10 protein-coding genes are annotated in these 13,820 nt (G+C 62.1%); 7 read left to right on the top strand and 3 right to left on the bottom strand.

The annotated features are described in order from the left end of the window. Positions 1-726: 726 nt before the first annotated feature. The 3 genes from queF to ilvA are packed head-to-tail and all read right to left on the bottom strand — an operon-like array spanning position 727 to position 3,997. Positions 727-1,551 carry an NADPH-dependent 7-cyano-7-deazaguanine reductase QueF gene (gene queF / locus HWX91_RS32670; protein WP_028198925.1) on the bottom strand — a complete coding sequence of 275 codons (825 nt, stop codon included), beginning with the start codon at positions 1,549-1,551 and terminating at the stop codon, positions 727-729. Continuing rightward, a complete protein-coding gene (locus tag HWX91_RS32675; protein WP_028198924.1) occupies positions 1,548-2,450 on the bottom strand; it encodes a 5'-nucleotidase in 903 nt (300 codons plus the stop codon). The genes queF and HWX91_RS32675 overlap by 4 nt, the downstream gene beginning before the upstream one ends. 23 nt (positions 2,451-2,473) lie before the next feature. Continuing rightward, positions 2,474-3,997: a threonine ammonia-lyase, biosynthetic gene (ilvA, locus tag HWX91_RS32680; protein WP_028198923.1), complete on the bottom strand. Its 1,524-nt coding sequence runs from the start codon at positions 3,995-3,997 to the stop codon at positions 2,474-2,476. A 513-nt stretch (positions 3,998-4,510) separates the two neighbouring features. Here ilvA and HWX91_RS32685 point away from each other — a divergent pair. The 7 genes from HWX91_RS32685 (at position 4,511) to ubiB (ending at position 13,791) form a co-directional block, all read left to right on the top strand. Beyond that, complete coding sequence (locus HWX91_RS32685) at positions 4,511-8,605, top strand: DUF3683 domain-containing protein (RefSeq protein WP_028198922.1); 4,095 nt, start codon at positions 4,511-4,513, stop codon at positions 8,603-8,605. A 34-nt stretch (positions 8,606-8,639) separates the two neighbouring features. Then, positions 8,640-9,068: an HIT family protein gene (locus HWX91_RS32690; protein ID WP_028198921.1), complete on the top strand. Its 429-nt coding sequence runs from the start codon at positions 8,640-8,642 to the stop codon at positions 9,066-9,068. An 86-nt stretch (positions 9,069-9,154) separates the two neighbouring features. After that, on the top strand, positions 9,155-9,568 hold the full coding sequence (locus HWX91_RS32695) for a gamma-butyrobetaine hydroxylase family protein (protein WP_028198920.1): 414 nt from the start codon (positions 9,155-9,157) through the stop codon (positions 9,566-9,568). A gap of 69 nt (positions 9,569-9,637) precedes the next feature. Next, positions 9,638-10,369, top strand: coding sequence for a bifunctional demethylmenaquinone methyltransferase/2-methoxy-6-polyprenyl-1,4-benzoquinol methylase UbiE (gene ubiE / locus HWX91_RS32700; RefSeq protein WP_028198919.1), 732 nt, complete (start codon positions 9,638-9,640; stop codon positions 10,367-10,369). 38 nt (positions 10,370-10,407) lie between these two features. Beyond that, positions 10,408-11,400, top strand: coding sequence for a Tim44 domain-containing protein (locus HWX91_RS32705; protein WP_028198918.1), 993 nt, complete (start codon positions 10,408-10,410; stop codon positions 11,398-11,400). Positions 11,401-11,553: 153 nt separating this feature from the next. After that, on the top strand, positions 11,554-12,198 hold the full coding sequence (locus tag HWX91_RS32710) for a ubiquinone biosynthesis accessory factor UbiJ (protein ID WP_028198917.1): 645 nt from the start codon (positions 11,554-11,556) through the stop codon (positions 12,196-12,198). A 15-nt stretch (positions 12,199-12,213) separates the two neighbouring features. Beyond that, complete coding sequence (ubiB, locus tag HWX91_RS32715) at positions 12,214-13,791, top strand: ubiquinone biosynthesis regulatory protein kinase UbiB (RefSeq protein ID WP_028198916.1); 1,578 nt, start codon at positions 12,214-12,216, stop codon at positions 13,789-13,791. The last annotated feature ends 29 nt before the right edge of the window (positions 13,792-13,820 follow it).

Here is a 13,820-nt window from a genome sequence, read left to right on the forward strand (position 1 = left end):
AATCTGTGTTCCCGCGCACTCCGCGTTAGCGACAAGGCGCTCATCAGCTCCCACTCCGCACTGCGTGCGTCGCGGACGGGTCTGCCTGGGAAACCAGCGGCTTCGCTTCGCGTAGCGGGAGTCTTCGGCTTCGCCTCGGCGCGGCGCTCCCGCCATGATCGGCGACACCCAGTTCAAAGAAGATGTCGGTGCGTCGCATTCGCGGTGCAATCGCGATCGTTGCCGCGGTTGTGCTTGCAGCAGCGAGGCAACGGCGAGTCAGGAAACGGGGGCAAACGCGCGAGAGCGAAACGGCATCGAGCGAGCAGCGAGGCAACGGCGAATCGGGGAACGGGGACTAACGGGAGAATGAAATCGCAGCCCGGTGGCAGCGACGCAACGGCGAGCTGGGAACGGACCAAACCGCGAAAGCGAAAATCCGGCGGCCGGTTTTATAAACTGGGTATCGGCGCGCGCAGCGCCGCCGGAGGTATGACTGCCTTGTCACTAAAGCGGAATGTGCGAGGCGACAGATTCCAGATGCACCACTACCGCTACTGCGCGGGGGACCCGCTTAAAAATTAGCGGTGTGAGCCGCTTTCTTTTGCCTACTTTTCTTTGCGGCAGGCAAAGAAAAGTAGGTGCCGCCCCGCACAGGGGCAACGCCAATAGACCACTAACAATTCAAGGAAAGGCCAAAGATCCAGATCAACAAGAAAACCGCCGACGAGGCAAAAAATCACACTTTTACTGCCGCGCCAACCGCATATTATCCGGCATCGGCAAATTGTAATTCGTCCGGAACGGATTAATATCGAGCCCCCCGCGCCGCGTATACCGCGCATAGACAGCGAGCTTCACCGGCCGGCAGGCCTTGAGAACATCGATAAAAATCCTCTCGACACACTGCTCATGAAACCCGGTGTGATTCCGATAGGAGATGATGTACCGCAGCAAACCCGCATGATCAATCTGCGGCCCGACATAATGAATCTGCACGCTACCCCAGTCAGGCTGCCCGGTCACCGGACAATTCGACTTCAGCAAGTTGGAGAACAAGGTCTCCTCAACCGGCGCTTCATCAAGCGCAGCCTTCAGCAACGATGCATCCGGCTGATAAACATCCGTATCCAGATCCAGTCGATCCAGCGACAAGCCTTCAAACTCTTCCATCTGCAACTTGCCAAACTCATACGGCGCGGCCAAATGGACAGAAACCGTCGCGCCGCAAGAAGCGGACACGTCCCGCTTGATCGTCTCACGCACCACGTCCATCGACTCGAACGCCGTCTGCGCAAATGACCCAAGATAAAGCTTGAACGACTTCGACTCGACAATATTCGGCGAATCAGCCGGCACAAAGAAAGTCGCCACAGCAATCTGCGGCTTGCCGCGCGCATTCAGCCAGGACAACTCGTAAGCATTCCAGATGTCCGTGCCGAAAAACGGCAACTGCGCGCCTATCCCAATCGCCTCACGGGCGTTCTTCCTGGCAATCGGAAAAAGCAACGAGGCGTCATATTGTTCGGTGTAAGTGGAAGCCTTACCCAGCGGTGACTGTTCAGGTGTCATGATGCGTTCACGATGCCACTCAGCACGTGCCCCGTCGCCGTCACGACGCGGGCCGATTCGCAATGGCCAATTTGGTCGTCGAAGAAAAAGTCCGGCTCGAATTCACGCAAAAACGCGCTTTTGTCGAGGCCGCCAAGGAACATCGCTTCGTCGATTTCGATGTTCCACGCCATCAATGTGCGGATCGCGCGCTCATGCGCCGGCGCCGAGCGCGCCGTCACCAATGCCGTACGAATATGCATCGGAGCGGCTTCGTCCGCGAGTTTTTGCAGCCGGTGCAGCGCTTCGAGCAACGGCTTCAAAGGGCCATCGGCCAGCGGCAAATCCTTGTTGTGAATCTCATGGCCGACGAACGCGCGCAGGCCATCCTTCTGGAACACGCGCTCGGCTTCGTCGGAAAACAGCACGGCGTCGCCGTCAAAGGCAATCCGGATCTCGTCCGGATACGTACTCGCCATTCTCGCCGATTCGGGCAAGACGCGCGCAGCCGGAAATCCGGCGGCCAATGCGTCGCGTACGTCATCCTGATTCGCGGACAAAAACAGCGCGGCGTTCAACGGCTTCAGATAGCCGAACGGCGCGCGCCCACGTGTAAACACGCCACGCTCGATCGCGAGTCCATATTCCCGGCACGAATGAAACGCGCGCAAGCCGCTGATCGGATCGCTGCGCGACAGGATCACGACTTCGACCCGATGGCCACCGGCATTCAAGGCCAGCAGCTTGCGGATCAGCGGGAACGCGACGCCCGGTTTGGCAGGCACGGCCAGCCGTTCGCGCTGCAAGGCCTCATACGCTCGCAGGTCGCCCGCCTCGTACACGCGGTTCTCTTCCTCGAAGTCGAACAGCGCGCGCGACGAGATTGCCACCACCAGTTTGTCGACGAGCGAAAGAGCCATCTGCGCGTTTCAATCCAAAAAGATCATGCGAGGAACAAGCGGTACACGGGGTTCTGCGTTTCTTCCCAGTACGGATAACCCAGTGTCGCGAGAAAGCGGTCGAACTCGCGGTTCTCGCTTTCCGGCACCTGGATGCCGACCAGGATCGAACTGTAGTCCGCGCCCTGATTACGATAGTGGAACAGGCTGATATTCCAGTTCGGCGCCATCGACGACAGGAACTTCATCAGCGCGCCCGGCCGCTCCGGAAATTCGAAGCGGAACAGGCGTTCGTCATGCGCAAGCGGCGAGCGGCCGCCGACCATGTAGCGGATGTGCTGCTTGGACAGTTCGTCGAAGGTCAGATCGACGGTGGCAAAACCATGCGCTTCGAACGCGCCGGCGATCTGCGCCGACTCGCTGCGGTTGCGGATCTGTACGCCGACAAAGATATGGGCGGAGTTGGCATCCGCAATCCGGTAATTGAACTCGGTGACGCTGCGGGTGCCCACCAGCTCGCAGAAGCGGCGGAAGCTGCCGCGCTCTTCGGGAATCGTCACCGCGAACACCGCCTCGCGCGCCTCGCCGACTTCGGCGCGCTCGGCCACGAAACGCATGCGGTCGAAGTTCATGTTCGCGCCTGACGTGATCGCGATCAGCGTCTGGTTTTCAAGGCCCGCGCGCTCGGCGTACTGTTTGGCGCCCGCCACGGCCAGCGCGCCGGCCGGTTCCAGCACGCTGCGGGTGTCCTGGAACACGTCCTTGATCGCCGCGCACAGCGCATCGGTATTCACAAGCAGCACGTCGTCGAGATAATCGCGGCACAGGCGGAAGGTCTCGTCGCCCACCAGCTTGACGGCCGTGCCGTCCGAGAACAGCCCGACTTCGTTCAATGTGACCCGTTCCCCAGCTTTCAGCGAGGCGGCCATCGCGCACGAGTCGTCGGTCTGCACGCCGATCACCTTGATCTCCGGGCGCACCGATTTCACGTATGCCGCGACGCCTGCCGCGAGTCCGCCGCCGCCGATCGGCACGAAGATCGCGTGGATCGGGCCCTGATGCTGGCCGAGAATCTCCATCGCGACCGTGCCCTGGCCGGCGATCACATACGGATCGTCGAACGGGTGAACGAAGGTCAGGCCGCGCTCCTCCTGCAGCTTCACTGCATGCCCGTACGCGTCGCTATAGGACTCGCCGAACTGCACGACTTCGACCGTCGCGCCGCCATGCGCACGCACGGCGTCGACCTTTACCTGCGGGGTGGTCACCGGCACCACGATGATCGCCTTCACGCCCATGCGGGCCGCCGACAGCGCCACGCCCTGCGCATGATTGCCCGCCGATGCGGTAATCACGCCGCGCTCGAGCGCGTCCGCCGGGATATGCGCCATCTTGTTGTAGGCGCCGCGCACCTTGAAGGAGAACACCGGCTGGTTGTCCTCGCGCTTCAGATAAACCGGATTGGACAGGCGGGCCGACAGGTTCGGCGCGCGTTCGAGTTCGGTCTCGCGGGCCACGTCGTAGACGCGCGCGGTCAGGATTTTCTTCAGGTAGTCGTGGGAAGCCATGCGGGTGGCGCGGTGCGCTTTGTGAGACGGGAAAGGGTCAATGATAGCGCCAACGGTGGGCGCTCTGGCCGTCGCCGAACCCTCGGCGCGCGCCTGAGCGCCGTCGGCAAGCGGCCGCCCGACCGTTTGGTCGGAGAATTCGCTGTAGGCATCGATGGGCGCCGTTTCACCTAAAACCGCGCAAAACCCCGCCGCCACTCCGATTTCGGGCGTCAACGCGCGGCGGAATCATAAGGTAGAATTCCATTTTGGAATAAGGATCGGAAGATGCACTGGCAGCCTCGGATCGCCCATTTGATGCCCGTCCCGCGTGAGTCTTGCCCCGCGGCGGAGCGTCACGTCCGTCAGGCACGATCGTGTAGCTGTCTCTGAGCGCCGTGAAGCGACCGATGTGGGTAAGCCGTCGGTTGCGCTTCGCTCCCCTAGAAGATTTCCAGCATTGCGCCCCACGCGCACCGTCCGCCGACGCCTCACCCGTGAGCGCGCCCGGTTGACCCACCGAGTCGTCCGAACATGAACGCACCTCAAGTTTTCGATCCGCACGGGGCCGCCGCAGCGGTGGCCGCCGATCCCGAAGCGCGTCTGCGCGAAATTCCCTATAACTACACGTCGTTCTCCGACCGCGAAATCGTTATCCGCCTGCTAGGCGACGATGCCTGGGCGGCTCTGGCCGAACTGCGCGCTGAACGCCGCACCGGCCGCTCGGCACGCATGCTGTACGAAGTGCTCGGCGACATCTGGGTCGTGCGCCGCAATCCTTACCTGCAAGACGACCTGCTCGACAATCCGAAGCGCCGGGCCATGCTGATCGAGGCGCTGCACCACCGTCTGAGCGAGATCGAAAAGCGCCGTCGCGCCGATCTGGTCGCGCATGGCGACGAAGCAGGGATTGATCGGGCGGCTCGCGTTGAGACGCTGGTGGCGGCGGCACGTCGTGCCGTCGACGATTTCGAGAGCGAATTCCAGAAAACCTTCGATCTGCGCCGTCGCGCGAACAAGGTGCTGGGTCGCGTCACGGAAAAAGACAACATCAAGTTCGACGGCCTGTCCCGTGTCTCGCACGTGACCGACGCAACCGACTGGCGTGTGGAATACCCGTTTGTCGTACTGACTCCGGATACCGAGGCCGAAATCGCCGGCATGATCAAGGCGTGTTTCGAATTGGGGTTGACCGTGATTCCGCGTGGCGGCGGCACGGGTTACACGGGCGGCGCGGTGCCGCTCACGCCGTTTTCCGCTGTCATCAATACGGAAAAGCTCGAACAGCTTGGCGCGGTCGAGCTGACCGAACTGCCGGGCGTCGACCGCAAGGTGCCGACGATTTTCTCCGGCGCCGGTGTCGTGACGCGCCGCGTGACCGAAGCCGCGGAACAGGCCGGCTATGTGTTCGCGGTGGATCCGACCTCGCTGGATGCGTCCTGCGTCGGCGGCAACGTCGCGATGAACGCGGGCGGCAAGAAAGCGGTGCTGTGGGGCACGGCGCTCGACAACCTCGCCTGGTGGCGCATGGTCGACCCGGAAGGGAACTGGCTGGAAGTCACGCGTCTGGATCACAACCTCGGCAAGATTCACGACATCGAAGTCGCGCGCTTCGAGCTGAAGTGGTTTGACGGCAGCCACGCGCCGGGAGAAAAGCTGCTGCGCACGCAAGCGCTCGACATCAAGGGCCGCGTGTTCCGCAAGGAAGGCCTCGGCAAGGACGTGACCGACAAATTCCTGGCGGGTCTGCCGGGCGTGCAGAAAGAAGGCTGCGACGGCCTGATCACGTCGGCGCGCTGGGTGCTGCACAAGATGCCGGCGCATACGCGCACGGTCTGCCTCGAATTCTTCGGTCAGGCCCGCGAAGCGATTCCGAGCATTGTCGAGATCAAGGATTATCTGTTCGAAACGTCGAAGCAGGGCGGCGCGATTCTCGCCGGCCTCGAGCATCTGGACGAGCGCTATCTGCGCGCGGTCGGCTACGCGACCAAGAGCAAGCGCAACGCGTTTCCGAAGATGGTGCTGATCGGCGACATCGTCGGCGACGACGCGGACGCGGTCGCACAAGCCACCTCGGAAGTCGTGCGCATGGCCAACGGCAAGAGCGGCGAAGGTTTCGTCGCGGTCAACGCCGAGGCGCGCAAGCGCTTCTGGCTCGACCGCAGCCGGACCGCGGCGATTGCCAAGCACACCAACGCGTTCAAGATCAACGAAGACGTGGTGATTCCGCTCGACCGGATGGGCGAGTACACCGACGGCATCGAGCGCATCAATATCGAGCTGTCGATCAAGAACAAGCTGCAACTGGTTGACGCGTTGGAAACGTTCTTCAAGGGCGGCAAGCTGCCGCTCGGCAAGAGCGACGACGCCAACGAGATTCCGAGCGCGGAGCTGCTCGAAGATCGCGTGCAGCAGGCGCTCGATCTGCTGAAGAAGGTGCGCACGCGCTGGGAATTCCTGCGCGACAAGCTCGACCTGTCTTTGCGCGAGGCGCAGCACTATCTGGTCGGCCTCGGCTACGAAGGGCTGGCGGAGAAGTTTGCCGACCGCGCGGACGCGCAGCCGGATGCGACTGTTTTCCACATCACCCAGGACCGCACGATTCGCGTGTCGTGGAAGCAGGAAATCCGCGCCGAGTTGCGGCAGATCTTCAATGGCGGCGAATTCAAGCCGATTCTCGAAGAAGCCCAGGCGATCCACAAGACGGTGCTGCGTGGCCGCGTGTTCGTCGCGCTGCACATGCATGCGGGCGACGGCAACGTCCACACGAACCTGCCGGTCAACTCCGACAACTACGAGATGCTGCAGGACGCCCACACGGCGGTCGCGCGCATCATGAAGCTGGCGCGTTCGCTCGACGGCGTGATTTCCGGCGAGCACGGCATCGGCATTACCAAGCTCGAATTCCTGACCGAAGAAGAAATCGGCGAATTCCGTGCCTACAAGCAGCGCGTCGATCCGCACGGCCGCTTCAACGCGGGCAAGCTGCTCGAAGGCGCTGACCTGCGCAACGCCTACACGCCGAGCTTCGGCCTGATGGGCTATGAATCGCTGATCATGCAGCAGTCCGACATCGGCGCGATTTCCGAGTCGATCAAGGACTGTTTGCGTTGCGGCAAGTGCAAGCCGGTGTGCGCGACCCACGTGCCGCGTGCGAACCTGCTGTACAGCCCGCGCAACAAGATTCTCGCCACTTCCTTGCTGGTCGAGGCGTTCCTGTACGAAGAGCAGACCCGCCGCGGCGTGTCGATCAAACACTGGGACGAGTTCAACGACGTCGCCGATCACTGCACCGTCTGTCACAAGTGCGTGACGCCGTGCCCGGTGAAGATCGATTTCGGCGACGTGACGATGAACATGCGCAACCTGCTGCGCAAGATGGGCAAGAAGAAATTCAATCCGGGCAACGCGGCCGGCATGTTCTTCCTGAACGCCACCAACCCGCAGACCATCAACCTCGCGCGCACGGCGATGATGGGGATCGGCTACAAGGCGCAGCGTCTCGGCAACGATGTGCTCAAGAAGTTCGCGAAGAAGCAGGCAGCGCACCCGCCGGCTACCGTCGGCAAGCCGCCGGTCACGCAACAGGTGATCCACTTCATGAACAAGAAGATGCCGGGCAACCTGCCGAAGAAAACCGCCCGCGCGTTGTTGGATATCGAGGACAACAAGATCGTCCCGATCATCCGCAACCCGAAGACGACCACGGCCGATACGGAAGCGGTGTTCTACTTCCCGGGCTGCGGCTCGGAGCGGCTGTTCTCGCAAGTCGGTCTGGCGACGCAAGCCATGCTGTGGGAAGCGGGCGTGCAAACCGTGCTGCCGCCGGGCTACCTGTGCTGCGGTTATCCGCAGCGCGGCTCGGGCCAGTTCGACAAGGCCGAACAGATCGTCACGGATAACCGTGTGCTGTTCCACCGCGTCGCCAATACGCTGAACTATCTCGACATCAAGACGGTGGTGGTGTCGTGCGGCACGTGTTACGACCAGTTGGCCGGCTACGAATTCGACAAGATCTTCCCGGGCTGCCGGATCATCGATATCCACGAGTTTCTGCTGGAGAAGGGCATCAAGCTCGAGGGCGTGAACGGCGTGCGCTACATGTATCACGACCCGTGCCACTCGCCGATCAAGACGATGGACCCAGTCAAGCTCGTCAATTCGTTGATGGGTTCGGAGAAGGACGGCTACAAGATCGAGAAGAACGATCGCTGCTGTGGCGAATCCGGCACACTCGCAGTGACGCGCCCGGACATTTCGACGCAAGTCCGCTTCCGCAAGGAAGAGGAAATGCGTAAGGGCGCGGCGAAATTGCGGGGCATTCCGTTGGTCGCCGAAGCCGGCGCGAACGGGATCAATGCGGCGAATGCGTCGGCCGGCGCGGCGGGGGCGCCGGAGGGCTCGGTGCTCAAGGCCGGTAGCGGCCCGCAACCGAACGGCGCCACCGACGTCAAGATCCTGACGAGCTGCCCGTCCTGCCTGCAAGGGCTGTCGCGCTACAACGAAGACGCCGGCACCGAGGCGGACTACATCGTCGTCGAGATGGCACGTCACGTGCTCGGTGAAGACTGGATGTCGGACTATGTCCAGCGGGCGAACAATGGCGGAATCGAGCGCGTGCTGGTTTAATGGCACGACTGACGATTTTTGCCTGAGGACGACGATGGAATGCGTTTTTTGCCGTGAAGATGGCGGTGACGTGCTGTGGCAGGACGACACGCTGCGTGTCGTCCTCGCCGACGAACACGATTACCCGGGCTTTTGCCGGGTGATCTGGAATACACACGTCGCCGAATTTTCCGATCTCGCCGCAACCGACCGGGATCGCGTAATGCAGGCCGTGTATGCGGTCGAGCGGGCAATGCGGCGCATTCTTCAGCCTGTGAAGGTCAACCTGGCGAGCCTTGGCAACCAGGTGCCGCACGTGCATTGGCACGTGATTCCGCGTTTTTCGAACGACGCTCACTTCCCCCTGCCGATCTGGGCGCCGCGCCAACGTACGGTGTCCGAAGCCATGCTGTCGTCGCGCCGCGCGCAAGCTACCCTGCTGCGCGAAGCGGTGCGGCAGGAAATCGAACAGGTTTTTGGCTGAACGTCCCTGAGTCTGGCGTTGCGCGCCAGATGTGCCGAGGGGTTCGGAAACTCGGGACGGCCTGGCGTTTTCTATATGAGGTCAACATGAGTGGACTGACTCCCAATACTCCCGTGCCGACCGGCGTGGTCGTGCATTCCAGATCGCGCGTGCTCGAACTGCAATACGCAAATGGCGAAACCTATCGCCTGCCGTTCGAGTTACTGCGCGTGTATTCGCCATCGGCGGAAGTGATGGGCCACGGGCCCGGCCAGGAGACGCTGCAAACCGGCAAGCGCGAGGTCACGATCAAGATGATCGAAGGCGTCGGCAACTATGCGATACAGCCGACTTTCTCCGATGGGCACTCCACCGGCATCTATTCGTGGGACCTGCTGCACGACATGGCCGTCCGTCAGGATGAACTCTGGCGCGAATATCTCGCCAAACTGGCAGCGGCCGGCGTTGACCGTGATACGCCAATGACCCCAGCCGGTGCTGCGCACGGGCACTGTCACTGATACGATTCGCCCTGATCGCCGCACTGATGCGGCGCAACATATTTCAGAATACGCGAAAGGACGAGCGCGATGAGCAAAACCCACTTCGGCTTTCAATCGGTCGACGAACAGGAAAAAGCGCAGAAGGTGGCGGGCGTGTTCCACTCGGTCGCCTCCAACTACGACTTGATGAACGACCTGATGTCGGGCGGGTTGCACCGGGCGTGGAAGATGTTCACGATCGCCCAGGCCAACGTCCGGCCGGGCTTCAAGGTGCTCGATATCGCGGGCGGCACGGGCGATCTGTCGAAGGCGTTCGCAAAACAGGCGGGCGAAACCGGCGAAGTCTGGCACACCGACATCAACGAATCGATGCTGCGCGTGGGCCGCGACCGCTTGCTGGACAAGGGTGTGATTACGCCGGCACTGCTTTGCGACGCCGAAAAAATCCCCTTTCCCGACAATTACTTCGATGTGGTGACGGTGGCCTTCGGCTTGCGTAACATGACTCATAAGGACGTGGCGTTAGCCGAGATGCGCCGCGTGTTGAAACCGGCAGGCCGTCTGCTGGTGCTGGAGTTCTCGAAAGTATGGGATCCGCTTAAAAAGGTCTACGACGTCTATTCGTTCAAGGTGTTGCCGTGGCTCGGCGAGCGCTTTGCGAAGGACGCCGAGAGCTACCGCTACCTGGCGGAATCGATCCGGATGCATCCGGACCAGGAAACTTTAAAAACAATGATGGAACAAGCGGGCCTGGACGGCGTCAAATATTACAATTTGTCAGCTGGCGTGGTAGCTTTACATGTGGGGACCAAATACTAGGGTCTCTAACCCATCGATTTTTAAAGGAAAGTACGAAAATGTCCGATTCAGGTGTGTTATCTCCCCGTAAGGTTAAGCAGTCGTTGGTGAGAAGAATCGGACTGATCGCGATGGTCGGTCTGATCATGGCCGGCTCTCTCGCCTCGCTCGATGCGGAAGCTCGCCGCATGGGCGGTGGCCGTAGTATTGGCCGTCAGTCGAACACGGTTCAGCAGCAGTCGACCCCATCGCAACCTTCCCAAAGCAATCAGGCGATGCAGCAGCGCGCGCAGCCGGCGCCGGCTCCTGCGCCGACGCCTGCCGCGGCGCCCAACCGCTCGCGCTGGCTCGGGCCGATCGCCGGTCTTGCGGCTGGTCTCGGTATCGCGGCGCTGTTGTCTCACTTCGGTCTGGGCGGCGCATTCGCCGGCGCCATGGCCAACATCATTGTGATCGCGGTGCTCGCGATGATTGGCATCTGGCTGGTCCGCCGCTTCATGGGCCGCAAACGCGACACGGCTCAACCGGCCTACGCCGGCGGCTCGCCGTCGTTGAATGCGGGTGGTACCGGCTATACGCAGGAACCGCGTTATACCGCTCCGCCCACGGGCTCCTACCTCGAACCGCAAGGCAATCCGCTGAGCACGCCGTCCATCAACACCGCCCCGGTAGTACCGGCAGGCTTTGATTCGGAAGCGTTCCTGCGCAACGCCAAGGTGTACTTCGTCCGTCTGCAAGCCGCGTGGGACGTCGGCAACACGGAAGACATCCGCGAATTCACCACCCCGGAAATGTTCGCCGAGGTCAAGGTCGATCTATCGTCGCGCGGCGCCGAGTCCAATCAGACGGATGTGGTGCAACTGAATGCGGAATTGCTGGGCGTTGAGGAACGTGCGACCGAGTACTTCGCCAGCGTGCGCTTCTCAGGCCTGATCCGTGAATCGGCGGGCGCGGCGGCCGAGCCGTTCGTCGAAGTGTGGAACCTGACGAAGTCGAACCGCCCCGGTGAGGGCTGGCTGCTGGCCGGTATTCAGCAAGTGGTGCAGCACTGAAGTTGCCGCGAAACAGAGCCGGGGCAGCGCCGCGAGCCCTGACTTCGCTCACAGCATTGGCCGTTCGGCATAGCAGGCCGCGAAGCGAACGGACGTTACAATAGGAACCCGCGCGGGCACCTCGCCCGCGCGGGTTTTTTCTTGCCACTCTCAATGACCCTCGCCGCCAAGCCCTTCGCTGCCGCTGTCAATCACCTGCTCGCCCGCGAATCGTGGGCTCGAGAGCGCCTCGCCCCGTACGCGGGCAAGACCGCCAGACTGTCCTGTCCGCCGGTTACGCTGATGCTGCTGGTGCAACCGGACGGCTATCTGGGCGCGATCGGCGAAACCGATACGCAACAGTTCGACGTCACCATTTCGGTGCCGCCTGATGCGCTGCCGGCCTTCCTGCAAGGCGGCCAGGCAGCGGTGATGAAGCACGTGAAGATCGAAGGCGACGCTGAATTCGCGACTGTGATTGCCAGGCTCGCCGAGCATCTGCGCTGGGAGCCGGAAGAGGATCTGGCGAAACTGATCGGCGACGGTCCGGCATGGCGGGTCGCGTCGGTCGTGCGTACGGTTGGCGAACACGCGCGGCGTACCGGGCGCAACCTGCTCGACACCGCCGCCGAATATCTTCTCGACGAAAATCCGCAACTGGTACGGCGCGTCGCACTGGAAGAATTCAACGCCGAACTGGCCCGCGCCCGCGATGCTTTGGCGCGAGTGGAAAAGCGCATCGAGCGTCTCGAACAGAAGGTCGAAGCCCACGGCGCCAATGCGCCGGGCGGCGCCGCCACGTCGCGCGGCACGCGCTAGTCACTGGGCATAACTATGCGTTTTCTGCGTTTCCTCAAGATTTTCTTCACGGTCATCCGATTCGGTCTCGATGAGATGATGCTTAGCCGCGTCAACGACCGGCGTGTACGTCTATTGCTGCGTATCACTACCATCGGCCGCAAGTTCGACGCGCCGCCGGGCGTGCGTTTACGGCTCGCGCTCGAAAGCCTCGGGCCGATCTTCGTCAAGTTCGGCCAGGTGCTGTCCACGCGGCGCGATCTGCTGCCGGTCGATATCGCTAATGAACTGGCCAAGCTGCAGGATCAGGTCCCGCCGTTCGATTCGGCGGTGGCGATCGGGCTGGTCGAGAAGTCGCTCGGCGCGCCGGTCGACGTGCTATTCGACGATTTCGAGCGGGTGCCGGTGGCGAGCGCGTCGATCGCCCAGGTTCACTTCGCGAAGGTGAAAGCGGGGCAGCACGCCGGCAAGGCGGTCGCCGTGAAAGTGCTGCGGCCGAACATGCTGCCGGTGATCGACTCCGATCTGGCCTTGCTGCGCGACATCGCGGTGTGGGCTGAGCGTCTGTGGGCCGACGGCAAGCGCCTCAAGCCGCGCGAGGTGGTGGCCGAATTCGACAAGTATCTGCACGACGAACTCGATCTGATGCGCGAAGCTGCGAACGGCAGCCAGTTGCGCCGCAACTTTGCCGGCCTCGATCTGCTGCTGGTCCCGGAGATGTACTGGGAATTCTGCACGCCCACGGTGCTGGTGATGGAACGCATGGTCGGCGTGCCGATCAGCCAGGTGGAGACGCTGCGCGCCGCGGGTGTCGATATTCCGAAACTGGCGCGCGAAGGCGTCGAAATTTTCTTCACCCAGGTGTTCCGCGACGGCTTCTTCCACGCCGACATGCATCCGGGCAACATTCAGGTGAGCCTCGATCCGGCGCACTTCGGCCGCTATATTGCGCTCGACTTCGGCATCATCGGCGCGCTGTCGGACTTCGATAAAAACTATCTCGCGCAGAATTTCCTCGCCTTCTTCAAGCGAGACTACCACCGCGTGGCCACGTTGCATCTGGAGTCCGGCTGGGTGCCGCCTACTACTCGGGTCGAAGAGCTGGAAAGTGCGATTCGCGCGGTTTGCGAGCCCTATTTCGATCGCGCGTTGAAGGATATTTCGCTCGGCCAGGTGTTGATGCGCCTGTTCTCGACCTCGCGCCGCTTCAATGTGGAAATCCAGCCGCAACTGGTGCTGCTGCAAAAAACCATGCTGAACGTGGAAGGGCTCGGCCGCTCGCTTGATCCTGAACTGGACTTGTGGAAGACGGCCAAGCCCTATCTCGAACGCTGGATGAACGAGCAGATCGGTCTGCGCGGCTGGTACGAGCGGCTGAAGATCGAGGCGCCGCAGTGGAGCAAGACGCTGCCGCAGTTGCCGCGCCTGATCCATCACGCGCTGGCCGAGCGTCACGACAACACGCGGGGCGCCAACGACGAGATGATTCGCCAGATACTGCTGGAGCAGAAGCGCACCAACCGGTTGCTGCAAGGGCTGCTGCTGTTCGGCGTGGCGGTTGGCGTCGGCGCGGTGGCGGCGCGGGTGTTTCTGGCCTTCGCCTACGGCGCGTAATTCCGATCCAGAACCTGACGAGGCCTCCC

The sequence above is a fragment of the Paraburkholderia fungorum genome (genome assembly GCF_902833645.1).
In the GTDB taxonomy this organism is placed as follows: Bacteria; Pseudomonadota; Gammaproteobacteria; order Burkholderiales; family Burkholderiaceae; genus Paraburkholderia; species Paraburkholderia fungorum.